Annotated in this window: 25 protein-coding genes, 2 pseudogenes and 1 other annotated feature; of the genes and pseudogenes, 1 reads left to right on the top strand and 26 read right to left on the bottom strand. The window is 49.7% G+C overall.

Going from position 1 to position 23,899, the window contains the following annotated elements; genetic code table 11:
- Window positions 1-751: 751 nt before the first annotated feature.
- A pseudogene (safA, locus tag BCOA_RS35715) lies at window positions 752-899 on the bottom strand (SafA/ExsA family spore coat assembly protein); the annotation flags it as partial.
- A gap of 186 nt (window positions 900-1,085) precedes the next feature.
- On the opposite strand from safA, the gene BCOA_RS30955 reads away from it, so the two are divergent.
- Entirely contained in the window at window positions 1,086-1,643 is a 558-nt protein-coding gene (locus BCOA_RS30955) for a transcription repressor NadR (RefSeq protein ID WP_014097875.1), read from the top strand.
- Between the two features lie 126 nt (window positions 1,644-1,769).
- Here BCOA_RS30955 and pheA read toward each other — a convergent pair whose 3' ends face one another.
- The 25 genes and pseudogenes from pheA to BCOA_RS30830 all read right to left on the bottom strand — a co-directional run bounded on the left by pheA (window position 1,770) and on the right by BCOA_RS30830 (window position 23,891).
- Window positions 1,770-2,615: a prephenate dehydratase gene (gene pheA / locus BCOA_RS30950; protein WP_014097874.1), complete on the bottom strand. Its 846-nt coding sequence runs from the start codon at window positions 2,613-2,615 to the stop codon at window positions 1,770-1,772.
- Between the two features lie 25 nt (window positions 2,616-2,640).
- The gene (locus BCOA_RS30945; protein ID WP_014097873.1) at window positions 2,641-3,093 is read right to left on the bottom strand and encodes an ACT domain-containing protein; all 453 of its coding nucleotides are present in this window, start codon (window positions 3,091-3,093) and stop codon (window positions 2,641-2,643) included.
- Window positions 3,094-3,141: 48 nt separating this feature from the next.
- A complete protein-coding gene (gene obgE, locus BCOA_RS30940; RefSeq protein WP_014097872.1) occupies window positions 3,142-4,434 on the bottom strand; it encodes a GTPase ObgE in 1,293 nt (430 codons plus the stop codon).
- Window positions 4,435-4,468: 34 nt separating this feature from the next.
- Window positions 4,469-4,999 (bottom strand): Spo0B C-terminal domain-containing protein, encoded by a 531-nt coding sequence (locus BCOA_RS30935; protein ID WP_014097871.1) that lies wholly within the window; start codon window positions 4,997-4,999, stop codon window positions 4,469-4,471.
- Window positions 5,000-5,210: 211 nt separating this feature from the next.
- A complete protein-coding gene (gene rpmA / locus BCOA_RS30930) occupies window positions 5,211-5,501 on the bottom strand; it encodes a 50S ribosomal protein L27 (protein WP_013859801.1) in 291 nt (96 codons plus the stop codon).
- Window positions 5,502-5,513: 12 nt separating this feature from the next.
- Window positions 5,514-5,843: a ribosomal-processing cysteine protease Prp gene (locus BCOA_RS30925; RefSeq protein WP_014097870.1), complete on the bottom strand. Its 330-nt coding sequence runs from the start codon at window positions 5,841-5,843 to the stop codon at window positions 5,514-5,516.
- 12 nt (window positions 5,844-5,855) lie between these two features.
- On the bottom strand, window positions 5,856-6,164 hold the full coding sequence (rplU, locus tag BCOA_RS30920) for a 50S ribosomal protein L21 (protein WP_013859803.1): 309 nt from the start codon (window positions 6,162-6,164) through the stop codon (window positions 5,856-5,858).
- Between the two features lie 11 nt (window positions 6,165-6,175).
- Window positions 6,176-6,259 (bottom strand) — a sequence feature (ribosomal protein L21 leader region).
- A gap of 47 nt (window positions 6,260-6,306) precedes the next feature.
- Window positions 6,307-7,785, bottom strand: a complete 1,479-nt coding sequence (locus BCOA_RS30915; protein ID WP_014097869.1) for an Rne/Rng family ribonuclease — start codon at window positions 7,783-7,785, stop codon at window positions 6,307-6,309.
- A gap of 51 nt (window positions 7,786-7,836) precedes the next feature.
- Window positions 7,837-8,703 (bottom strand): M50 family metallopeptidase, encoded by an 867-nt coding sequence (locus BCOA_RS30910; RefSeq protein WP_014097868.1) that lies wholly within the window; start codon window positions 8,701-8,703, stop codon window positions 7,837-7,839.
- Window positions 8,696-9,448, bottom strand: a complete 753-nt coding sequence (locus tag BCOA_RS30905; RefSeq protein WP_013859806.1) for a M23 family metallopeptidase — start codon at window positions 9,446-9,448, stop codon at window positions 8,696-8,698. Before BCOA_RS30905 ends, BCOA_RS30910 begins: the two co-directional genes overlap by 8 nt.
- A gap of 126 nt (window positions 9,449-9,574) precedes the next feature.
- On the bottom strand, window positions 9,575-10,384 hold the full coding sequence (gene minD, locus BCOA_RS30900; protein ID WP_013859807.1) for a septum site-determining protein MinD: 810 nt from the start codon (window positions 10,382-10,384) through the stop codon (window positions 9,575-9,577).
- Window positions 10,377-11,069 (bottom strand): septum site-determining protein MinC, encoded by a 693-nt coding sequence (minC, locus tag BCOA_RS30895; protein WP_014097867.1) that lies wholly within the window; start codon window positions 11,067-11,069, stop codon window positions 10,377-10,379. Before minC ends, minD begins: the two co-directional genes overlap by 8 nt.
- A gap of 224 nt (window positions 11,070-11,293) precedes the next feature.
- Window positions 11,294-11,812 (bottom strand): rod shape-determining protein MreD, encoded by a 519-nt coding sequence (gene mreD / locus BCOA_RS30890; RefSeq protein ID WP_014097866.1) that lies wholly within the window; start codon window positions 11,810-11,812, stop codon window positions 11,294-11,296.
- A complete protein-coding gene (mreC, locus tag BCOA_RS30885) occupies window positions 11,812-12,678 on the bottom strand; it encodes a rod shape-determining protein MreC (protein WP_014097865.1) in 867 nt (288 codons plus the stop codon). The genes mreD and mreC overlap by 1 nt, the downstream gene beginning before the upstream one ends.
- A gap of 106 nt (window positions 12,679-12,784) precedes the next feature.
- Window positions 12,785-13,802, bottom strand: a pseudogene (locus tag BCOA_RS30880) (rod shape-determining protein).
- 173 nt (window positions 13,803-13,975) lie between these two features.
- A complete protein-coding gene (gene radC / locus BCOA_RS30875) occupies window positions 13,976-14,659 on the bottom strand; it encodes a RadC family protein (RefSeq protein ID WP_014097864.1) in 684 nt (227 codons plus the stop codon).
- Window positions 14,660-14,858: 199 nt separating this feature from the next.
- The gene (locus tag BCOA_RS30870; protein WP_225620896.1) at window positions 14,859-15,851 is read right to left on the bottom strand and encodes a hypothetical protein; all 993 of its coding nucleotides are present in this window, start codon (window positions 15,849-15,851) and stop codon (window positions 14,859-14,861) included.
- 109 nt (window positions 15,852-15,960) lie between these two features.
- Complete coding sequence (locus BCOA_RS30865; RefSeq protein WP_014097862.1) at window positions 15,961-16,722, bottom strand: prepilin peptidase; 762 nt, start codon at window positions 16,720-16,722, stop codon at window positions 15,961-15,963.
- A gap of 107 nt (window positions 16,723-16,829) precedes the next feature.
- Window positions 16,830-17,534 carry a type 4a pilus biogenesis protein PilO gene (pilO, locus tag BCOA_RS30860; RefSeq protein WP_014097861.1) on the bottom strand — a complete coding sequence of 235 codons (705 nt, stop codon included), beginning with the start codon at window positions 17,532-17,534 and terminating at the stop codon, window positions 16,830-16,832.
- The gene (locus tag BCOA_RS30855; protein WP_014097860.1) at window positions 17,531-18,379 is read right to left on the bottom strand and encodes a PilN domain-containing protein; all 849 of its coding nucleotides are present in this window, start codon (window positions 18,377-18,379) and stop codon (window positions 17,531-17,533) included. Before BCOA_RS30855 ends, pilO begins: the two co-directional genes overlap by 4 nt.
- Complete coding sequence (gene pilM, locus BCOA_RS30850) at window positions 18,380-19,378, bottom strand: type IV pilus biogenesis protein PilM (RefSeq protein ID WP_026683603.1); 999 nt, start codon at window positions 19,376-19,378, stop codon at window positions 18,380-18,382.
- 92 nt (window positions 19,379-19,470) lie between these two features.
- Complete coding sequence (locus BCOA_RS30845) at window positions 19,471-19,893, bottom strand: prepilin-type N-terminal cleavage/methylation domain-containing protein (RefSeq protein WP_014097858.1); 423 nt, start codon at window positions 19,891-19,893, stop codon at window positions 19,471-19,473.
- Between the two features lie 82 nt (window positions 19,894-19,975).
- A complete protein-coding gene (locus tag BCOA_RS30840) occupies window positions 19,976-21,181 on the bottom strand; it encodes a type II secretion system F family protein (protein WP_014097857.1) in 1,206 nt (401 codons plus the stop codon).
- Window positions 21,168-22,220: a type IV pilus twitching motility protein PilT gene (locus BCOA_RS30835; RefSeq protein WP_014097856.1), complete on the bottom strand. Its 1,053-nt coding sequence runs from the start codon at window positions 22,218-22,220 to the stop codon at window positions 21,168-21,170. Before BCOA_RS30835 ends, BCOA_RS30840 begins: the two co-directional genes overlap by 14 nt.
- 9 nt (window positions 22,221-22,229) lie before the next feature.
- Entirely contained in the window at window positions 22,230-23,891 is a 1,662-nt protein-coding gene (locus tag BCOA_RS30830; protein ID WP_014097855.1) for a GspE/PulE family protein, read from the bottom strand.
- Between the last annotated feature and the right edge of the window lie 8 nt (window positions 23,892-23,899).

Raw genomic sequence — 23,899 nt, 5'->3', positions numbered from 1 at the left:
GGATGTTGCGCAGAAACCCCCGCCTGCATACCGGGGCCATACGGATAAGGAGAAGACGAAGAGGATTCTTCTTCCCATTCATAACCTGGCATCACTTGCTGCCCCTCATGCCATGCCGGCTGCTGCTGCGGCATAAACCCTGCCGGCGCGGCCATCGCCGGTATTTGCGTGAACCCTGTTGGCGCGGCCATCGCCGGCATTTGCGGATAGGCCATTGGGTACGGCATCGGATATGGGACTTGCGGATATGGCATGCTGTAAGGAGGCGGGAAAAATCCGGCGTGCATGTCCCCTCCCCCGCAGCCGCAATCGTATACCGGCATCACGGGCGGACACGGATTATACGGTACATACATTTCCGGGCACTCTTCCTTTACCGGCATGGTGTAGTGCACGCTTTCCGACGATTCGCTTTCATGGTGCTTCGGCGGCGGTGCAGCTGTATGGGTTTCGATTTCAGCCATATTGGTCACATAGTAATTATGGATGTCAATTTCAGGAATGACCGGTTGCGGCATCACCGGCTTATAAATCGTTTCTTTTTTTTCAACCACTTTTTCTTTCACCTGTGTTTCTTTCGGTGCTGGCGCTTTTGGCACCTCTTTTGGTACCGGCATTTCTTTTGCGACGGGCATCTTGGCCTCAGGCATTTGCTCGTACGGATGGGTCACGAGCGGCATTTCTTTTGCACCCGCGTGGCCCGTATAACCTGCATGGCCTGTATGTGTCTCTTTTTTTACCATGCCGCCCGTTGTCGGAACTTTAATTTTCATGCCGGGCATAATCATTTCCGGATTGGATAATTGCGCATTCAATTTTTTCAATTCGTCAAAATCGGCGCCGTATTTTTTGGCGATTTTCCAGAGCGTATCGCCTTTTTGCACGATATGGATTTTCACACATTTCCCCTCCTCAAGGCTTAAGTCCATACATTCTATGTGGTGCCGGGCAAAATGCGATTGATTTTACATAAAAACTTATGAACGTCCCGCGTCCTTTATGCCCTTTAAAGGGTTGATTCTTTCATCCCGGCGCCTTCGTATGATAAAATCCGAATGAGGCCGAATGAATGGGGGGAAACGCTGTTGGCAGAGAAGAAAAAAATTCTTGGGGATGAAAGGCGGCATTTGATCCTCGAATGGCTGCAGAATAGCCGGGAGCCGATTACGGGCGGGGAACTGGCAAAAAGGACAAATGTGAGCCGACAGATTATAGTAAATGATATTACGCTCCTGAAAGCGAAAAACGAACCGATCCTGGCAACGAGCCAGGGATATTTGTACATACACCCCGCCGGTGCGGAAAACAAAGTGGAGAAAACGCTTGTTTGTATGCATAGTCGCGAACAGGTCACAGATGAGCTGAATTTGCTCGTGGACCACGGGGTGACCGTAAAAGATGTCAAGGTGGAGCATCCGGTATACGGCGATCTGACCGCCTCGATCATGGTCTCCACCCGCGCAGAAGTGGCCCGGTTTATCCGCCGCATTGAAGAAACAAATGCCAGCTACTTATCCGAATTAACAGGCGGCATCCACTTGCATACGGTGGAAGCCGCAAGCGGGCGGCAGGTTGAAGAAGCGGAACAGGCGCTGAAAGAAGCTGGCATTTTATTTGCAGAAAATGAAAAAGAGCTGCCCTAAACATAAAGGACAGCTCTTTTTCATCACCCATCCGGCCTAAAAACCTGGGTTTAAAGCTTGTTTTGCAAAAAATAATAAGCCCGGGTTCCAGCCGGGCTTATCCTAACATTCTTGAAGAAGCGATCATCATTTATCCGCCATATACCTATAATAGGTCCCGAGTTCTTTCACGGTGCAGCCGAGCGCGTGGATTTCCTCAAGCGAAAAGCGGACAAGCTTTTCTTCTAAGGAGTGGTTCAGGTCAATCATAAAAAAGTAGTTTCCAAGCCCCGTCTTTAACGGCCGCGATTCAAGCTTGCTCAAGTTAATCTTTCGCCAGGCAAAGGCAGACAACACCTGGTGCAGTGATCCGGCCTTGTCCGTCGGCAATGTGACCATGATCGTCGATTTCAGGAAATCAGGCGTTTTTTCGATATGAAGCTCCTCATTTGAAAGGACAATGAATCTCGTATGGTTAAACGGATAATCATGGATTGCACGCCTGACAATTTCAAGACCGTACAGTTCCGCTGCCATTTCGTTGGCGATCGCCCCCCATTTCAGTTCCGGGTGTTCGCTTACATATTTCGCAGCAGCGGCCGTAGAGCCCATTGCTTCCACTTCCGCATGCCGGAATTCCCGGCGCAGAAACTGGTGGCACTGCGCAAGCGCATGGGAATGGGAAATGATTTTTTCCGTTTCCCGCCAGGCGCCGGCATTTGCAGGATGAACCATAAAATGCTGCTCGATCGGCACAATGATTTCCGCGCGGATCGGCGGCAGTTCTTCATGATACAAGTAATCGACCGTTAAATTTACCGAACCTTCCAGGGCGTTTTCAAGCGGAACAACCGCCATATCCACCTGTTTTGTCTTCACGGCTTCTAGACATTCCGGAATCGTCCGATACGCAACCCGGCTGGCCTCCGGGAACACTGACTGGACCGCGATATCGGTAAACGTCGCTTCCGGCCCGAAAAAAGCTGCTTTCATTTCCTCTCCCCCGCCGGCCGGAGTTCTAGGCTCCGGACCCTAATATTTCTACTTTATTGACAAACTCAAATGCCTGCAGTTCTTCCAGCAGATCATTTAAACTCCTGTTGATCCCGGACACATTCAGCGAAACAGTGACATTTGCCCGCCCCTGTATCGGAATCGTCTGGTGAATCGTTAAAATATTGCATGAGTAAGATGCAATAATCCTTAAAATTTCGGATAATGTCCCGGACCGGTCTTCCAAATAAAAAAACAAGGTCACAATTTTTTCTTTTACAACCGAATGGAACGGAAAAACGGTATCGCGGTATTTATAAAAAGCGCTGCGGCTTAAGCCCGCTTTTTTCGCCGCGTCCCCGACCGATACCGCTTGTCCCCTTTCCAGCAGTTCTTTCGCCTGAAGTGTTTTGATCATCGCTTCCGGCAAAACATCCTCACGCACCAAGATAAACTTATGCTCTGCTTTCTTTTCCAAAGTGCCCTTTCCTCCACTCGGGAGCCGGGATTCCCCGGCCCAGCACGGTTAATCTACAAATTCAAACTCAAAATCCAAAAGGCGGACGGTATCGCCGTTTTTCGCGCCGCGTGCACGGAGCGCGTCATCAATGCCCATTCCGCGCAGCTGGCGGGCAAATCTCCGGACAGACTCGTCATGGCTGAAATTTGTCATTTTAAACAGCTTCTCGACTTTTTCCCCGTGGATGACGAAGCTGCCGTCCGGATCGCGTGTAATGGTAAAATCGGCCTTTTCTTTTTCATGCTTGTACAATACACGGGACGGTTCCGCATCCGATTCTTCGCCAGCATGAAGCGGGAAGGCAGGTGTTTCATCGAGCAGATCGGCAATCGCAAACAAAACATCCCTTAATCCTTTGCGCGTCACCGCGGAAATCGGGAAGACGCGTGCGACATCGCCCAGCTTCTCTTTAAACGCCGCCAGATTTTCTTCCGCGCCCGGAAGGTCCATTTTATTGGCAATAATGAGCTGCGGGCGCTCAGAAAGGCGTTCATGATAAGCTTTCAGTTCTTTGTTGATCGTCAAATAATCTTCATACGGGTCGCGCCCTTCCACCGCCGCCATGTCAATGACGTGGACGATCAACCGCGTCCGTTCGATATGGCGCAAAAACTGGTGGCCGAGCCCGACGCCTTCGTGCGCGCCTTCGATCAGCCCCGGCAGATCGGCCATGACAAAACTTCTGCCGTCCTCCGTTTCGACTACACCGAGATTCGGCACAAGCGTCGTAAAATGGTATTCCGCAATTTTCGGGCGTGCCGAAGAGATAACGGAAAGCAAGGTTGATTTCCCGACGCTCGGAAAACCAACAAGGCCGACATCAGCAAGCAGTTTTAATTCAAGAACAATATAACGTTCCTGGCCCGGTTCGCCGTTTTCGGCAATTTCCGGAGCGGGATTGGCCGGTGTCGCAAAGCGGATATTGCCCCTGCCGCCGCGCCCGCCTTTGGCAATCACTGCCCGTTCCCCGTGGCGCGTTAAATCGGCAATCGTTTGTTTTGTATCATCATCAATGACGACCGTTCCCGGCGGCACCTTGACAATCATGTCTTTCGCCCCGCGGCCGTGTTTTCCTTTGCTCATGCCGTTTTCGCCATGGTCCGCTTTAAAATGGCGCTTGTAGCGGAAATCCATGAGCGTCCGCAACCCTTCATCGACTTCAAAAATGACATCGCCGCCGCGGCCGCCATCCCCGCCGGCAGGGCCGCCCATCGGCACATATTTCTCGCGGCGGAATGCGACCATCCCGTTGCCGCCGTCCCCGCCTTTCACATAAATTTTCACCTGGTCCACAAACATAAAAGATAAAACCACCTTTGCAATTGCTGTATCGTTAGGCTTTCAGAAAGATTATTTCAACCGGGAAAGCGGATTGCGGGTACGCGTGGATCACGTTCATCCCCGGACAATCGTTTTCCAGAAACCCGGCAAGCAGTCCGTACTTTTTTATTGTACCGCTAAACTCGAAAAAGAAACGGGCGCCGGATGGCAAAGTGCTGACCGACAAAGATAACCGGTTGTCTCCGTTTGGATCGACTGCTTCTTCAACGATAGCGAAAAAATTCTTCATCCAGCCGGTCAGCTCCCTATCGTCCGGTAGCACATTCCGGTCCACATCCAATATTTCGTATGCAATCCGCACCGTGTGCCCTTCCCAGTTATATGTAAGCAAAAGCTCGGCAAATTCCGGCAGATGCAAATTTGATAATTTTGACTCCTGCTGCGCTTCCCGGATAATGTCTTCCACAATATTTTTGACCTTTTCCATTTTGTTCAAGCTGGCGTATCCTTTGATCAGCTGCACCTTGTTCAGCCAGTCATGCCTGGCGTGGCGAAGCACGTCAACCGTCGTCCATTCCCGCATTTTCATAGCTCCCGTTCTCCGAAATAGGTTATGTTTAAGTATAGCAAAAATTGCCTCATGTTGCACGGGACGCGAATGATAGCGGCATGTGCCCGGCACTCGCCAGAAGAACGCGGCAACCCGTTTTTTGTACGTTTTTCAGAACGGGAGTGGTTTATTGGAAAATGCAAAAGCCCCGGGCCGCGAATATCGCAGCCCGGGGCTTTATGGGTTAGGCTTCTTGTGCCACCGGATATACGCTCACTTTTTTCTTGTCGCGGCCGAGTCGTTCAAAACGCACAACGCCGTCAACTTTCGCAAACAAAGTGTCGTCGCCCCCGCGGCCGACGTTTTCGCCCGGAAAAACTTTCGTCCCGCGCTGGCGGTAAAGGATCGAGCCGCCTGTTACGAACTGGCCGTCCGCACGTTTTGCGCCGAGGCGTTTTGCAATCGAGTCACGACCGTTTTTCGTGGAGCCGACCCCTTTTTTGGAAGCGAAAAACTGAAGATCTAATTTCAACATGATGCTCACCTCCTATTCAAAGGTTATATGGATAAATTCGCCGTATTCCCGTTCTATCGTCTCGAGGGATACAACCATGCCTTCAAGCAGAATCTGCACTTTTGTCGCCTGTTCTTCCGAAAGATGCGAAGGGATTTTGCATTCCAAAAGGCCTCTTTCGGACTGGCGGATTTCGGGTTCAACCCCCGCCACTTGCATAATGGCGTTCACCGTCCCGAAAGAAACAGCGGAAGCGCCGGCACAGACAATGTCCTGGCCGTATTCGGCAAATTCAGCATGGCCACTCATTTGAAAAGATGAGATGTTCCCATTCTTTTTGCGTTTGATGCGGACCCGGATCATGCCGCGTGCACCTTACGCATTGATTTTTTCAATGACCACTTTTGTGTACGGCTGACGGTGGCCTTGTTTTTTGTGGTAATTTTTCTTCGCTTTATATTTGAATACAACGATTTTTTTCGCACGGCCGTGTTTTTCCACTTTACCCGTAACCGTAGCGCCTTCAACAACAGGGCTACCGACTTTTACCGATTCGCCGCCGACAAAAAGAACGCGGTCAAATGTAACCGATTCGCCTTCTGCTGCATCCAATTTTTCAATATATACAGCTTGGCCTTCTTCTACTTTGATTTGTTTCCCGCCGGTTTCAATAATTGCGTACATCACTGCACCTCCTTAAGACTCAGACTCGCCAAAGACAGGCGTTTTACGAAATGTAAAAACTTGCAAAGCCTGTTCCTGAGCGGTTGTAGCACAGGGCGCTACAAACATAACATACTGATGGTAACACACACTTTTTCCTTTGTCAATTGGGATCTTTGCCTTTTGCGGCAAGGCCGGCTGCCGTCCCGAACTGCCGGATGGCATAAAACGGATGCGGATCGCGAGTGATGTGAAAAATGAGTTTCATGCCGAGCAGGTTTTCCAGCCGCTTTAAATGTACGTCCGTTTCCCCGCAAAAACAGTCCTTCACATCTTGCGTGCATTCAATCAAGACGGCTTCGTAATCCGCGTACGGCGCTTCCCACAGCTCGCGTTCGAGGCGGAAAGCAAGCGTCTCGGGGCTTTCGATTTTGCCGCTGCCCCCGCAGACCGGGCAAACGGAAAGCAGTGCCTCGGGGAGCGATTTACGCGTTTTCTTGCGCGTCATTTGTAAAATGCCAAGCTCCGTAAAACCGGTGATGCGGGTTTGTTTCTCGTCGTTTTCCAGTTCTTTTTCAAGCACCGCCCTCACTTGTGCGCGCTGTTCATCGCGCTGCATATCGATAAAATCGACGAGAATGATGCCGCCGTAATCGCGCAGTTTCAGCTGGCGGCCGATTTCTTTCGCCGCAAGCAGATTCGTTTTCAGCACCGTTTCGGCCTGATCCGTTGTGCCCGTATATTTTCCGGTATTCACATCAATAATGGTGAGCGCTTCTGTTTCGTCGATGACAAGATAGGCGCCGTTTTCAAGCCAGACCACTCTTTTCAAGGCATCCTCAAGCGTCCGGTCGATACGGTAGCGGGTAAAAATATTCTGTTTTCCGCTGTAGAGCTCAAACGACCAGTCCAGTTCCGGCCGGCCCGCAAGCAATGCTTTCAGGCGGGCAAGTGCCTCCGCATCATCCACGATCACCGTGCCGCTTTTTAAGCGGACAAGTTCGCGGAAAATTTCCGCTTCCACCGTGCTTTTTTCGTGCAGAACAGCCGGCGCTTTCAGTTGTGCCGCCTTTTCGAGCAGGCATTTGTACCGAAGCCTGAGGCATTTTAGTTCATCGCGCCACCCGTCCCCACCGGCATGGATGGCTGCGGTCCGGACAATGATCCCTTCCTGCGGTTCAAGCGCTTTGCGGACCCTGTTCCGCCACCTGTTTCGGTCTGCATCATCCGCTTTTTTGGAAACAGCCGTGTACTTTCCTTCTGGCAGATACACAATCTGTTCTCCTGAAAGCTCAATGATGCCGGTCAAAAGCGGCCCTTTTTGCCCTGTTTCATCTTTTTTCACCTGGACCATGACCGTCTGCCCGGGCGAAAGATAAGCTGAAATCGTTGGATTCGAATTTTTGCTGTTCGCAAAAGCAGGGAGCCGGCTGATATGCAAGTAACCGTGCCGGATGCCGCCGATATCAATAAACGCGGCATTGATTCCGGGTTTGACGTCTGCCACCTTGCCGAGATAAATATTCCCGACTTTTGCTGCATCGCCCGGCTGCCGGATGCGGATGCCAGATACTTTGCCGTTTTCGATGACCGCATATCGTTTTTCCCTTGTTTTCACATTGATGATGATTGATCTGTCCAAAAAATTCCACCACACTGTCTTCGCTTTCAGCCGCTTTAATTGCGGCTTCCATCAATAACTATACAGGATATCGCTTACTTTCGCATTGGTTTGCTTCTCGGAAAAAAAGGCATGAAGGAGTTCATTTTCATCAAGCTTCCCGACTTCCACCCCGTTTTTAAGGACAATGAGCGGATGTTTGCGTCCCCGTTTAAAGCTTTCGAGCACTTCATACAAGTATGCTCCCGCATCCACCTCGATCGTTTCCAGATGACGGAGCGGATCCCTTTTTCCGTAATACCGTTCAAGCAGGAAACGGATAAAAACAAAGTAAAGCTGTTTCCATTCTTTCCAAAGGGCGGCATATAAATAAACGGCGATCGCCCAGACGTTCAAATTTGCCGGCGCATTCAGCAGGGCGGCCGCATGAAAAAGGAGCAGCACGATAAACGAACAGCAAATCGTCATCCGGAATGCGCGCAAAAAAGGATAAACCGTGGAAAACGCCATATTCAGCAATTTCCCGCCGTCAAGCGGCCAAATCGGGAGCAAATTAAAAAAAAGAATGGCCCGGTTCCACTCCCCGATTTGCGTATACATCTGTCCGGGCAAGACATCGAAGCGGAACAACAAATACGCGAAAACGGCGATCCAAACATGCTGGAGGGGGCCTGAGAGTGTCACGATCAGTTCTTCTTTCAGCGGGCGGTTTCCGTGTTCCTCTGTTTCAGCGACGCCGCCAAACGGCAAAATGGCGATTTTTTTAACCCGCCATGAAAAATATTGCGCCGCAACCGCGTGCCCCATTTCGTGAATGAAAATGATCGCAAACAGCAGGATGAGATCTTGGAAACGGGCGGTAACAGCAGCAATGGCAGCCACGAGCCAGAAAAGGGGATGGATTTTGATTTTTTTCAGAAGCCAAAACCGCTCACTCAAATTTAATCACCTGGATCGGATCGATAAAACCGCCGTCTTTTTTAAGCGCAAAATAAAATTCCCCTTTTTCCCCGCTGCTTCGCGCCGTGCCGACCTTTTCGCCCGTCTTGAGGCTGTCATACTGGCCCACATCGATTTTGCTGAGGTTTGCGTACCATGTTTCCGTTGAATCGGCATGCTGGATAATAACGGTATTGCCGAGTTTCGGCTTTTTCCCGGCAAAAATGACCGTCCCGCCGCTCATCGCTTTCACGCTTGCGCCCGGCTTTGTTTCAATCGTAACCCCTCTTCCATCAGCAGAAAAACGGGTCAGAATTTTTCCCGATACCGGCATGGCATATTGCGAATCTTCATTGGAAGCAGCGGTTTCCGTTTTTGACGATTTTTCCGGGAAGAGCGCAACCGGCTTGCCAAACTTTTTTTCATACCAGGCGGCTGCTTTTGCAAATTGAAATTCGGACGCCATTACCTGTTTGACGGCGGCTTTCGGCTTGTCAAATTCCGGACGTTCCGATTTAAACAGAATCGCCACAACGAGGACAAGACAGGCAGAAGCCAGAATTTTAAACAGCATCGTTTCTTTTTTAAAAAGCGGATGCGGCGTTTTGCCCGGCGGTTCATATACATGTGTGCCCTCATCTTTGATCAGGCTCGCATAGACCGTTTCTTTGCCGTTATAAGCCTGCTTGATCGTTTTTCTCCGCTTCGCCATTTGTCTCCGGATTTCATCGGCGCGGTTTCCCAATCGATTCACCCCTTCTGTACAGGCATTCGTTTATTACCAATGTATGACCTGTCCAAAGCGGTTAGAACCGGGAACAAAACAAGCCGCCCTGATCGTTTGGAAAAACGTTCAGAAACGGCTCTGCCATTAAGAAGATTTCGAACTAAATAATTTTTTAAAGCGCGCAAACATGCCGGGTTTCTGGTCTTCAAGCGGCATTAAAGGCACCGTTTCCCCCAAAATCCGGCGGGCAATATTCCGGTAGGCAAGGGAGGCGCGGTTCGTCGGATGGAGTGCAATCGGTTCGCCCTGGTTCGAAGCGCGGATCACTTCTTCATCATCGGCTACAATCCCGATCAAATCGATTGATAAATGGCTTGTCACTTCATCGATGTCAAGCATGTCCCCGCTTTTCATCATATGGCTCCGGATCCGGTTGATGATCAGTTTCGGCGGCTCGATATGTTCTTCCTTTTCCAAAAGCCCGATGATCCGGTCGGCATCCCTTACCGCCGAGATTTCCGGTGTTGTCACAACAATCGCCTGGTCAGCGCCCGCCACTGCATTTTTATATCCCTGCTCAATGCCGGCCGGGCAGTCAATCAGAATATAATCGTAATCCTGTTTTAACCCGTGGATCAATTGTTTCATCTGTTCCGGCGTGACGGCGGATTTGTCGCTTGTCTGGGCAGCCGGCAGCAAAAAGAGCTTGTCATCGAAACGCTTGTCCTTTACGATTGCCTGGTGGATTTTACAGCGGCCTTCTACGACATCGACTAGATCGTAGATAATCCGGTTTTCAAGCCCCAGCAGGACGTCAAGATTGCGGAGCCCGATGTCTGTATCGACAAGGCAGACTTTCTTTCCGAGAAGCGCGAGCGCAGTCCCGAGGTTTGCCGATGTCGTCGTTTTGCCGACGCCGCCTTTTCCGGATGTAATGACAATCGCTTCACCCATATGAGAACCCTCCTTTTAATCTTGTCATATTCGGCCGCAAAGTTTTCAACACTTGCAATTTATCAATGATAATATGGTCCGATTCATCTATGTAAGCACATTCCATCTCATGCCGGTCTTCTTCCCCGTAATCATCAGGCGCCCGGTTCAGGCAATCGGCAATCCGGATTTGGGACGGAACCATATTGGAAGCGACAACAACGGCGTCCCTTCTCCCGCTGTAGCCGGCGTGCGCAATGCCGCGGAGGTTTCCCATGATAAAAATATTGCCGTTTGCAATCACGGTTCCGCCCGGATTGACATTGCCGACAAGCAAAAGATCGCCTTCCGCCTTTAACACCTGACCGGACCGGACGATGGTGGTAACAGGCACAATTTCATTTTCCACTTTTTCGCGCGCAGCCGCTTCTTTTGTGATGACATTGCTGATGATTTCATCGACAACAAGGTTCCGCCGGGCACGCACAAGGCTTTTGATCTCTTCTTCCTGCGCTGGCGTCAAATAGCGGTTTCCAAGCTGAATTTTGACGGCAAGGATCGGGCTGTTTTCCTCCTCATCGACAGCCTGGGCCAGTAATTTTTGTTCTAATTCCGCCTTTAAAGCTTGATAGGAGCATTGGTCGTTTAAATGCAGCACAATTCCGTCTTTCGTGCCTTTTATGGTTACATTTTGCGTTTTCTTCATTTCAAACTGCTCACCTCAACGGCTCAATAAATAACGACACATCCGAAATGGCTTTCAGACGGCGTTTTGCGGCCCGGCACGCAAGAATAAGCCTCCGTGCGTGCGGTTCCGGCTGGTTTCGGCCCGCAAACCCTTTTGCTTTTTCCATTCCCCCTTGTCCGGATCATTCGACAAAAAGGCGGAAAATCCTTCTTTCCCATTTTAACAGATTTTCTCCCCGCCGGTTATTCCTTTTCTTCTTCCCTTGCACGCCGCTTTAAAAAATTCCCCATCGGATACCATGCCAAAATAAAAAAAGCGGCATTTAAAATCAAAGTCGGCCAAAGCCTGAGCAAGAGAAAATCGTCAAATCCCATCACCTGCGGATTAATTAAAGCATTGATGCCATAGACCAAAAATTCGACAATCGCCATGTTCAAGACTGCCACAAGCGTGCCGGTGAAAATATTGGATTGGAGGATCCTGTCCATTTTTTCTGTCAGGTAAACCGCAAGCGGATAGAAAAACAGATAAACGCCCAGAATGCCCGTGTAAAAAGCATCAAACAGCATGCCGAATACAAAGGCATAAATGATGGAGAGCCTTTTTCGGTAATGCATCCCCATTAAAATCAGCATAACGAGCAGAAAATGGGGAACAATGGTAAATTTTCCGCCAAAAGAACGGGCGGCAAAAAAATGGGCAAATAAACTTTCAGCAATATAGCACAGGCTTAAAATCAGAGGGAGCACGATCCGTTTCATCACTGCTCTCCTCCTGCGCTGCCTAGGTTCACTGCTTTCCGGTTGATGACGAGCACTTCGCGGACATCATAAAAATTGGCTGCCGGCTTCACATAAGCGGTTTGCGTCAGCCCGTTTTCATCCGGGGTCACTTTTTCAATGTCACCAATCAGAAGCCCGCTCGGAAACATGCCGCTTAAACCGGATGTTACGACATGATCGCCTTTTTTGACTTTGATATTAAAATCAAGCTGTTTCAAAAGCAGCATTTTTGCTTTTTTGTCGTATCCTTCGATTAAACCGTAAGCGTCTTTTTTGGCATTTTGCACTTTGGCGGATACGCGGTTCGTTTCATCGGGCGAGCTCAAAAGTTCGACGGTTGAATAAAATTTGTCGACCTGCGTAACTTTTCCGAGGAAACCACCTGAAGTGACGACAGCCATGTTTTTGGTAACGCCGTTGACTTCGCCTTTATCAATCACCACTTGCTCGTACCAATTATCCGGGTTGCGTGCAATGACCTGGGCCTGAATGGACTCTGAATCTCCAAGACTGTTTTTTTCCTTTATAATAGATCTCAAATTTTCATTTTCTTTTTTCAGTTCATGATTTTGCGCTTCCAAGCTTGTCAGCTGTTCCAAATGGGATTTCAGTTTTTTGTTTTCAGTATATGTATTTTTTAAGTCCTCGATATTGTCAAAAAAACCGGCAAGGGCATTGGCGGGTTTGGCAATGACGGACTGGCCGAGCCCGACGATATCGCGCACAAACTGTTCCGGTTTTGAAATCCGATCACGTTCCCTAATGGAAAATCCGATCATGGCGACAAGCAGAATGACACTGATTAAAAGGACGATCAATCGTTTATTCAAAAAAAACTGTGGCATAAAATCCACTCCTATAACACTTTGTTCCGGCCATTCCCGGATTGAAAACCATTCTCCCGCCAGAAAAAACCGGCAGGAGAATGCGTTAACAGGACACTAGCATGCCCTATTTAGAATTTTTTGCTTTGTTTTTAAACAGTTCGATATTTTCGAGCGCGCTGCCTGTTCCGATTGCTACGCAGTCGAGCGGGTTTTCAGCAATCAGCACCGGCATTTCGGTTTCTTTGCTGATGACATGGTCGAGGTTGCGCAACAGGGCGCCCCCACCTGTCAGGACGATGCCGCGATCCATAATATCAGCTGCCAGTTCAGGCGGTGTCTGCTCAAGCGTGTATTTGACCGCATCGACAATGGCATACACCGTATCGTGGAGCGCATCGGCCACCTCATCCGCGGTAATCGTGATCGTCTTCGGCAAACCGGTCAGCAAATCCCGGCCCCTGATATCCATCGGTTCGATCCCCTCCGGCTCACCTGCTGAACCAATTTCCATTTTAATTTGTTCTGCGGTTCGGTCCCCTATTAAAAGATTATAATTTTTGCGGATATAACTGATGATCGCTTCGTCCATTTCATCCCCGGCCACCCGGATCGACTGGCTTGTCACAATTCCGCCCAGCGAAATAATCGCCACTTCCGTTGTGCCGCCGCCGATATCAACAACCATGCTTCCGGTCGGCTCCCAGACAGGCAGCCCGGCACCGATCGCAGCCGCAAAAGGCTCTTCAATCGTAAAAGCATCCCGTGCCCCGGCCTGGCGGGTTGCATCAATCACCGCGCGCTCTTCCACCGCCGTAATGCCGGAAGGGACGCAGACCATGACATACGGATTTTTTGAAAAAAAGCCCTTTTTTATTTGTGGCCTGCTGAATATAATATTTCATCATCGCCGCCGTCGTTTCATAATCCGCAATCACGCCGTCTTTCATCGGCCGCGTCGCCACAATGTTTCCCGGCGTCCTGCCGATCATTTTTTTTGCGGCATCCCCGACTGCGACAATCTGTTTCGTATCCGTCTGGATGGCCACAACGGAAGGTTCCCGCACCACAATTCCTTTCCCTTTTATAAAAACCAATGTATTGGCTGTCCCAAGATCAATCCCCAGGTCTTTACTTCCGAACATGGATGTATCTCCCTTTCTACACGATAAATTTTCATCACCAGTTGGTGCCATACTTTTGCTTATTTATGGATGTCACTTTAAATCTACATCCGGAATTCAGGTATTTCCGGCGCAGTGCCGGCCGTAAAAATCATACGATTTATTATATCGTAACCATAAAAAAATTCAAAGCCTTACAAATACCCTTTTTGTCTCAGACTTACAAATTTTTTCTCACCGATGATCAAATGGTCAAGAATCTCAATCCCCATTATTTTACCACATTCGGCAAGCCGTTTGGTAACTTCAATATCTTCTTTGGAAGGAGAAGGGTCTCCGGATGGATGGTTATGGAAACAAATAATGGAAGCAGCTGAACGCCTGAGCGCTTCTTTGAACACTTCGCGGGGATGGACGATCGAGGCATTTAAGCTTCCGATGAAAATCGTCTGCCGGTGGATCACCTGGTTTTTAATATTTAAATACAGGCAGACAAAATGCTCCTGGGATAAAAAGCGCATATCATTCATGACATAATTGGCCCCGTCTTGCGGCGTGCGGATTACATAACGTGTATCGTGCTGCAAATTGGCAATCCTTCTGCCGAGTTCAATCGCGGCCAGAATCTGGACCGCTTTTGCTGTGCCGATGCCTTTGATGGACGTCATTTCCTCAAGGGAAGCATCTTTTAAAAACCGCAAGCCTTCAAAATGGCGGATCAGTCTGTTGGCAAGCTCGAGCACCGATTCTTCTTTCGTGCCGGTACGGAGTAAAATGGCAAGCAGTTCCTGATTGGAGAGGCTCTCCGCTCCTGTGCGGATCAACCGTTCACGCGGGCGGTCTTCTGCAGGAAAATCTTTGATCAGCATTTTTTCCAAATGAATTCCTCCTTTTCTGGTGCAGGAGGCGGGGGAATCGAACCAATGGGCTTTGGTATGGGAGATACAATTGTATCGTACCAAAAAACGGGCCGTGAAACAACTGCAAATTCAACCTTTTCAGACAAAAAATAATGCTATGCGGGCGCATGCCTTTATCTGGCACCACAGCCTTTCAGCCGGAAGCCCGCATTTGATTTCAATGCCCGCTGTAGACCTTTACGTAGTCCAGCAGGTTTTGTTCGGCATCCGTTAAATCCTGCCGGTTGCCGCTTTTTTGATAAGCAACGAGCGATTCATACGCGGCCGTTTCGTATTTTTTCAACCGGCCGAGCGTTTCCTGCCTGACTTTTGCCAGCTTTTTGACGTTGCCGGCTGCTGTTTCGGCTGTCTTCATGCCGTCCGGTGAAACCCGCCCGTTCTGGACAGCGGCGGCCGTTTCTTTTGCCAGTTTTTGAAAAAGCGGAACCGTTTCCCGGGCAAAAATTTGCTCATCCTTTGTCGTCGTTTGGACCTTTTTGCTGGAAAAACTGATTTCTTTTGCATACAGTTCGACGCCTTTATCTTTCCAGGCAGTTTCCATTTTTTTGGCTGTGCCGAGGCTGTCGGCCACACCTGCAAAAATATAGCGTTGCCCGTCCATCGAAAGCTGCATCGACGGAACCTTTTTCGCGGCAAGTTCGCGTGACACTTTAGAGGCGGCGCCTTCCGTGCTGAACACCCCTGCCTGGATGATGCCGATGCTTAACGCCGGAAGCTGGGCCTCTTGCTGCGCTGTGCCCGCTGCAGCGCCTTCAGCCTGCTGTTTCGGGAGTTTTGTTTGATGATCGCCGTACGCAATGAATTTTAATACAACAAACCCGAGCAGCGCCCCGAACACCAACGCGGACACGACAGAAAACAAAATCGCCGGCGCAGCCCTTTTCGCAACCGCTTTTTTCGGGAATATGCTTTTCTTTTTGGGCGCGGGTGTGTAATGGATCGGCCGGAATTCTTCAATCTGATCCGCATCAAGTTCGGGCAGCACCCATTCAAATGACTCCTCTTCTTTTACACTGTCTTCCTGTGCGGCAGCCGTTTCTTCGGCCGCTTTCCAGTCATGGACTTTCACGCTTTCTTCCGGCTGCACCTTTTTTCCGCCCACTTTGACTGTAATTTTCGCCTTTTTTTTCGCCTTGTCCAATGTTTTCACCTCTCCTGCCCGATTTGCTTCATGCTACCATAACCGGCAAAAAAAAGAACAAGACTTTTGTCGTCTTGTCCGAAAACCATTCGCCGATTTCCGGCATTTTATGCAAATTTTATCCGAGCCCGGAGATGCGCAAATACATCCCGATAAGGCTGTTTCCGAAAAAATAGGCGGCAAGCGCACCGATGGCGATAAACGGCCCGAACGGCACCGGTTTTCGTTTTTTAAATTTGCCGGCAGCCATCAAACCAACGCCGTAAAGCGCGCCAAAAAAGCAGGCTAGAAAAAAGGCCAGAAAGGTTTTCTCTATGCCGAGCACAAGCCCGATGACAAAAAACAATTTAATGTCCCCGCCACCCATCGCGCCTTTTGTGAAAAAGGCAATGAGGTAGAGGAGGCAAAAGCCGAAAACCGCCCCGAGCCAGGCGGACCACCACGGTGACGCCGGATGAAAAAGCCGGACGGCGGCAATGGCGGCTGCAAAAGGAAACAGCACTTTATCGGGAATGAGCATATACGCCAAATCGGAAACGGTAATGATGACAAGCAGTGAAATAAACAAAACGGCAAGCAAAAATTCGGGACTCCACCCGAACCGGTAAAAAGAATAGGCAAACAAGCCCCCGGTCAGCGCCTCAAATACCGGATAGACCGGGGAGATCGGCGCGCGGCAGCTTCTGCATCTGCCCCGTAAAGCAAGAAAAGACAACACCGGTATATTTTCATACCAGCTTAACGAGTGCCCACACTTCGGGCAATGCGACCCGGGACGGATAATCGATTCATGATTCGGCACGCGTAGCCCGATGACATTATAAAACGAGCCGAACACCATTCCCAGTGCCGCAAAATAAGCAGTCCACAATCCATGCATGTTTGATCCCTCTGATCTTTCAGCATAAGGTATTTTCTTGGTTCGCTACCGGCAAGCAACGGGCGATATTAAGCATATGTAATGGCAAGGATGAACATGCCGAAAACTTATTGCTCCTTTATTGCGACCGGGTCACTTTTATGTCCCGCTGCCGGCACGTCGATTTCCGGCAAATAGTCCGAATACCGGCTTAACGCCGGGTAATAAAAAGTGGAAACCGTGACGGTGTACTGCAATCCACTCGATCCAGGCGCTCCTTCCCCCGGACTGAAATTGAGGCTTTCGATCACTGTAATGCGCGGCAAGTTTTCAATCGTCTGTAAAAATGTTTTCATGCTCTTGTAGCTGTCTGACTCCACTTTTAAAGTATACGACAGTTTTTTGACACCGGCAGGCAGCACGTCTGTTTTTTGCTGTGTGCCGGATGAGGTGCCGCTCGTTGTGCTTTGTGTAGCCTCCTCGCTCCCGGACGTACCGGCAGAGTCCTGCTGGGCGTCTGTTTCCGTAATCCGGCTGCCGGAAAGGGCCTCTGCCATCCTGAACTGAAGCAGCACTTGTTCCGCAAGCGGTTTTGCCGGGATTTTCCGCAACAGGCTGACAACATTGCCAAGCTGCAGTTCCGGGCTTTGCTGTTTTTTTGACTGCAGGCTGGATAGCACCTGCTGTTCCGATTTCAATGCAGCTTTTTGTCCGGCCAGCTCGGACTTAGCCGGCGCCAGCACAAACCAGTACAAACCGAATGCGCCGGCAAGGCAAACGGCAAAGAGGGCAAGCATGATAAAAAGCTGTTTCCGGTTTAAACGGAGGTTCATTGCTGTTCCTCCTTTTTGCTAGCGGCATTGAGTGCAGTTTGATTGAGCTGGATCGTATATGTCGCTTCATAAACCGTTACACCCTCTGCTTCACCGGTTGCTGCAGTATCCGCGCCGGCTGTGCCACCTGTTGCACCCGGTTCGGAAGAGGAACCGCCCCCCTTTGTTTCACCGGCCGTTTTGGATGCAGCAGATGTGGAAGAGGAACCGGTTTTAGACGTTCCCGAAGAAGATTCGCCGGCCGTTTTGGACGCATCTGATCCGGAAGATGTGCTGCTTGCCGTTTTGGAAGTGCCGGATGTTGTGCCCGTTCCCGCAGCTGAGCCGGTTGCAGCATCGGATGTGCCGCTTGAAGAAGCGCTGGCCGTTTCCGTATTTACTTTGATGCTGTTTAAGACGGCGCCGCTGAAATACGGACTGTCATTCAGCCGTTTTAAGAAGTAAACCGCTTCATCGGACGCATCAAACTGGACGGTCACATTCGCGCCCGTGCTACTGCAGGAAAAGTCCGTGATATAGCCGTATTCCGGCAAAAGTTTAGTAAGCTTGTCCAATACCGGCACCGTCTTGACCGGCGTATCGCTTGCCCATTTAACGGCGGACGAGAGCTTTTTAAAATCCTGTATGTCCGCATTGCTTTTTTGTGCTGCCTGTTCAGCGGCCTGGAGCGCTTCCGTCTGTTTGATTTGCTGATTAACGGCAGCAAGATCCTGTTTTGTCTGATGGAGCGCGATAAAGAAGATGATGACAAAAATGGCGGCTGCACCGGCCAGTATCCCGCCCCAAAAGAGCAGCGCGATATTTTTCGGTTCTTTTTTCGGCAGCAGGTTAATCTCGACGAGCATTTATTTCACCTCTTTCAGTGCAAGGCCCAAAACAGGCGCAAAGCGGGCGGGAAACGGCTGCCCGGTTGTGGAAGATACTTTTTCCGTTTCGATCATCTTGACCGACAGGCCAAACTGCTCCGCAAGATTGTCCGCAACCTCGGGCAAATACGGATAATCGCCGTTCAGCAAAATTTGATTGACCGCATCCTGCCCTTTCCGGATCGAAAACTGGTAATAATTCATGATTCTGTCCAGCTCTTTATAAATATTTTCCGTCTGGTAGCGGAGCAGTGGATCGTCTTCCGGCCAGCGGTACTTTTTTTCGCCAAAAGCATTGGTCTCCGTCTCCCATTTGGAAAGCGGAATATCGACTTCAAGCTCCCTGGCAAGCAGCGGGAAATGCCGGTGGAAAATGGTCGCATTGACCATGGATAAATCAAACTGGAGAAGGAGCAGATGGTCCATCGCATTCAGTGTATTCAAATGATAAAAAGACCGGTAGGCGCATAGCGGGGAAATATCGGCAGCAACCGGGCTCAGGCGGATATCGTTAAAAAAACCGGCATAATCTTCGACGACATCCCGGGGCGCAGCAAATAACAACACCTGCTTTTCCTGATTCGACTCACCAAGGAGCGCAAAGTCAAATACAGGATCGTCAAACGGCAAATGGATGGTGGAACCGAGCTCAAGGGTAATATAACCTTCCATTTCATCCATGGCAATCTCATCCGGAACAGCAATTTGGCGCACGACAACAAAATTGTCGGGCACAGCAAAACGAACTGGGTGTTTTCCCTTCAGCCCCCAATCACCAAGACATTCTTCAGCGATCATCGCAAGCGTCTCGGCATCAGCAATTTTCCCGCCGCGGATCAGTCCTTCCGGCAAATACCGCTCGCCCATTTTTGCAACAACAGGCGGGTCAGTCTGTCTCAATTCGAGAAAACGAATGACATGGTCTTTGATAATGAAATTTCCGGTTTTTTTCGATGATGGAAAAAATGAGCGTGGCATCATGATGGCTCCTTAAATAGCAATCTTAAAAACCAGTAACCAAGGCCTGGCACGGAGGGCAGGCCTTGGAAAATAGATGGGGTTACTCAAAATTATTTTTTAGGTACTTCAGTAGCACCTTTAGGCGAATTGTTAATATCAGTTAACGTAGCATTTTTAAACGTAACATATTTCCCATTAGCCGTTAAAGCATAAGTAACTTTTCCTGTTGTTTCATCTTCTGTAACAGACACACTAATTTCAGAAAGATTAACCTCATCATCTAAGTATGGATCCAATTCAGTGATGCTTAAAGCTTCACTTGGTATTCCTTTTTGTGAAACATATAATTTCGCTGCATTTATTACTTGAACTGCATCTGATTTATCCCCATCAATATGAGAATTCTTAATAATGTGTCCAATCGCCGGGATCGCAATCGCTGCAATAATGGCCAAAATGACAATAACTGCCAACAGTTCAATCAACGTAAAGCCCTTTTGATTTTTCAATAACTTTCTTTTCTTGTGTAACATCGTTTCTCCTCCTAATGTCCTAGAACTTTTTACCTATATTATACATGGTTGTGTTGCATAATCCTACCTTTTTTTGATCAATTTATTGAACATTATTATAAATTTCGAACATTGGTATCATAATCGCGGCAATGATCGTGCCGACAACGGCTGCGAGCACGACGATCATAAACGGCTCAATCAGCGCTTTGATCTGGTCGGTAGCGGCTTCTACTTCGGCCTCGTAAAAGTCAGCGACTTTACCAAGCATGGCGTCCAGCGCACCGGTTTCCTCACCAATCGCAATCATCTGCGTGACAAGCGGCGGAAAGACCCAGTGGCGCCGCATCGGTTCTGTCATCGACTGCCCTTTTTCCAGCGCATCGCGGGCCTGGCGGAGCACTTTTGTCATCACTTCGTTTTCGACGATTGCCTCCACGATCGACAATGCCTGTAAAATCGGCACGGAACTGGAAAACAACGAGCTCAATGTCCGCGTCATCCGGGCAATGATCGATTTTTGGACGAGTTTGCCGAAAATCGGGAATTTGAGCATCGCATAGTCCAAATAAAATTTACTCGTTTTGTTTTTGCGCAAAACGACCAGCAGCACGTACACCCCGATCAAAATCAGCACGACGAGCCACCAGTAGTGCTGCATAAACCCGCTTGCCGACAAAACAAGGCGCGTAACCGCAGGCAGGCTGGCTTTATAGTTTTTGAGCATCGATACAAAGGTCGGGACGATTTTTACAAGCATAAAAATGACGACAACAATCGCCATCACCCCGACAAAAGCCGGATACGTCAGCGCCGACCTTACCTTTTGCCTTGTGCGGTGCTGCTTTTCGTAGTAGGTTGCGAGCCTTTCCAATGTACCGTCAAGATTGCCGCCCGCTTCACCGGCATAAACCATATTAATGAACATCGGGGTAAACACTTTTTTATGTTTTGCGGCCGCCTGGGAAAGCGGAATCCCGCCACGCAAATCTTCCTCAACGGCCAAAAGCGTTTTCTTTAATGTTTTGCTGCTCGTCTGGCTGGCAAGTATGTTTGTAGAATCGACGACGGTTACGCCGGCTTTCAGCAGTGTTGAAAACTGGCGGAGGAAAATGACAAAATCCTGCAGTTTCACCCTGCCGCCGAGACTGATTTCCATCGTCATTAACGTTTCCGGCATCTCATTGATTTGGAGCACGCGGACGCCTTGCCCGCGCAGCTTTACCAGCGCCTCCCGTTTCGATTCGGCCGTGACGACGCCGTTTTTCTTCCCGGCTTTTGTCCTTCCCTCGTACTTAAATCGTGGCATTTTGGACAATCTCCTGTAAATAAGGTTCCGCCGCTTCTTTGGAAATCGCGCCCGCTGCAAGCAATTCCTTCACATCGGTTTCAAGCGTGTGCATCCCGAGTGCGCGGCTCGTCTGCAGGACATTCACGATCTGGTGAACTTTCTCATTGCGGATCAGATTGGCAATGGCCGCGTTGTTGACGAGCACTTCCGTGGCCGCCCTCCGCCCTTTGTTGTCGGCTGTCGGAAAGAGGCGCTGTGAAATAATTCCAACTAAAACATTTGCCAGCTGGATGCGGATTTGCGCCTGCTGGGACGGCGGAAAAACGTCAATGATCCGGTCAATCGTCGACGGCGCGCCCGATGTGTGCAGCGTACCGAGGACAAGGTGCCCGGTTTCCGCTGCCGTAATCGCTATATGGATCGTTTCGAGATCGCGCATTTCCCCGACTAAAATCACGTCCGGGTCCTGCCTGAGTGCCGCGCGAAGGCCGTTCGCAAAGTTTTGCGTGTCAAACCCGACTTCACGCTGGTCAATGATGCATTTTTGATGTTTATGTAAATACTCAATCGGGTCTTCAAGCGTAATAATATGTTTGTGCAGCGTTTTGTTCATATGGTCGATCATGGCAGCGAGAGTCGTCGACTTTCCGCTTCCGGTCGGCCCTGTTACCAGCACTAAGCCATGCGGTTTTTCCGTGAATGCATACAATACAGGCGGCAAATGCAGTTCTTCAACTGTCGGGATCGTAGTCGGGACAACACGGATCGCCAGCGACACGCAGTTGCGCTGCCGGTACACATTGATCCGGAAACGGGATACGCCCGGGATGCCGTAAGAAAAATCAAGCTCCCCGCGTTCCTGGAAAACCGGCCACATGGTATCGGAAATGATCGCTTTTGCCATTCCTTCCGTCAATTGCGGCGTCATCACTTCTTTTCCGTAACGTTTCAGTTGGCCGTTTAAACGCAGAATCGGCGGCACGCCAACGGATAAGTGAAGATCCGATGCTTTCAGTTCAAATGCTGAGCGAAGCAAGTATTCAATTTTTTCCTTCATTCCTTTCACCTACTCCGGTAGGGCGACGCGCAACACTTCTTCGGTCGTTGTCAGCCCCTGCTTTACCTTTAGTAATCCGTCATCGAGCAGAAAAATCGTTTTATTTTGGATCGCATATTCCCTTAATTTGGATAAAGGTTCCCCGTTCATAATCCCACGCCGGATGTTTTCATTGATCATCAGCAGTTCCTGGATCGCCATCCGTCCTTTGTATCCGGTCATGTTGCAGTTTCCGCATCCTCGGCCGCGAATGATTTTCTCAATTTTGATGCCGCGTTTTTTAAAAATTTCTATTTCCCGTTTTGTCGGCACCTGTTCTTCTGCGCAGTCGCGGCACACTTTGCGAACGAGCCGCTGCGACACGACGCCACTGAGTGAGGTGGCAACGAGAAACGGCTCAACGCCCATGTCTATTAATCTTGTAATTGTGCCGAGCGCATCATTGGTATGCAGCGTACTTAAGACAAGATGGCCGGTGAGGGAAGCGCGGATAGCAATTTCAGCCGTTTCCTTGTCGCGGATTTCCCCGACCATGATAATATTCGGATCCTGCCGCAAAATCGCGCGCAGCCCTTTGCCGAACGTCATCCCGACCGCCGGATTGACCTGAATTTGGTTGACGCCTTCAATCTGGAACTCCACCGGGTCTTCCACCGTAATGATATTCACCTGTTCATCATTGAGATGGTTTAGGGCCGCATATAAAGTTGATGACTTCCCGGAACCGGTCGGCCCTGTGATCAAAATGATGCCATTCGGGCGGTGGATCAACTGCGTAAAACGCTTGAGATTCAGTTTGTTGAAATCGAGCTGGCGGATATCGTGGATGGCTGTTGAAAGATCCAAAATCCGGAGCACGATTTTTTCCCCGAATACGGTTGGCAGCGTCGATACCCGGATATCAACGGGATGGAAATCGACGTCAATTTTAATACGCCCGTCCTGCGGGATGCGGTGTTCGGTAATATCTAGATTTGCCATAATTTTAATGCGCGCCACAAGCACGCTTTGCATCGATTTCGGCAGCACCCGTTCCGTCCGCAAAATTCCGTCCACCCGGTAACGGACGATGTATTTTGTTTCCTGCGGGTCCAGATGGATATCGCTTGCCCGCATTTGGACGGCATTTTGCAAAAGCTGGTTGACGAGCTGGACAACAGGCGAATCTTCTTCCCCGGGTGCGGTTTCGGTTGCCTCTTCCTTTTCAGCAATGCCGTCCAGCAGTTCTTCCATATTGTCATCCAGGTCGTAATACTTATGGATTGCCCGCAAAATATCGTCTTTGGAGGCAATCGCCGGTTCAATCCGGAAGCCGGTCGATAGCCGCAAGTCATCGATCGCATTAAAATCCATCGGGTCCGCCATTGCGACAAACAGTTTATCCCCGTCTTTTTTGAGCGGAATGAGAAGATTTCGTTTCGCCATTTCTTTCGGCACAAGATTCATGATGCTCTGGTCAAAAGGATAGCGGAAAAGGCTGATGTGCGGGATGCCGAGCTGGAATTCGAGCGCTTCAATGAGCTGCTGCTCGGTAATCAGCCCACGCTGAAGAAGCGCATCGCCCAGTTTTTGGCCCGCCCCCTTTTCCTTCAGCACCTGTTCCAGCTGTTCTGCTGTAATTAATCCTGCATCCACCAATAAATCGCCAAGCCTTTTTCGCACTTGCTTCATCCGAATTC

The sequence above is a fragment of the Heyndrickxia coagulans 36D1 genome, assembly GCF_000169195.2.
Taxonomy (GTDB): domain Bacteria; phylum Bacillota; class Bacilli; order Bacillales; family Bacillaceae_C; genus Weizmannia; species Weizmannia faecalis.
Note: the sequence above shows the minus strand (reverse complement) of the source record. Positions and strands in the feature narration are given on the sequence as shown.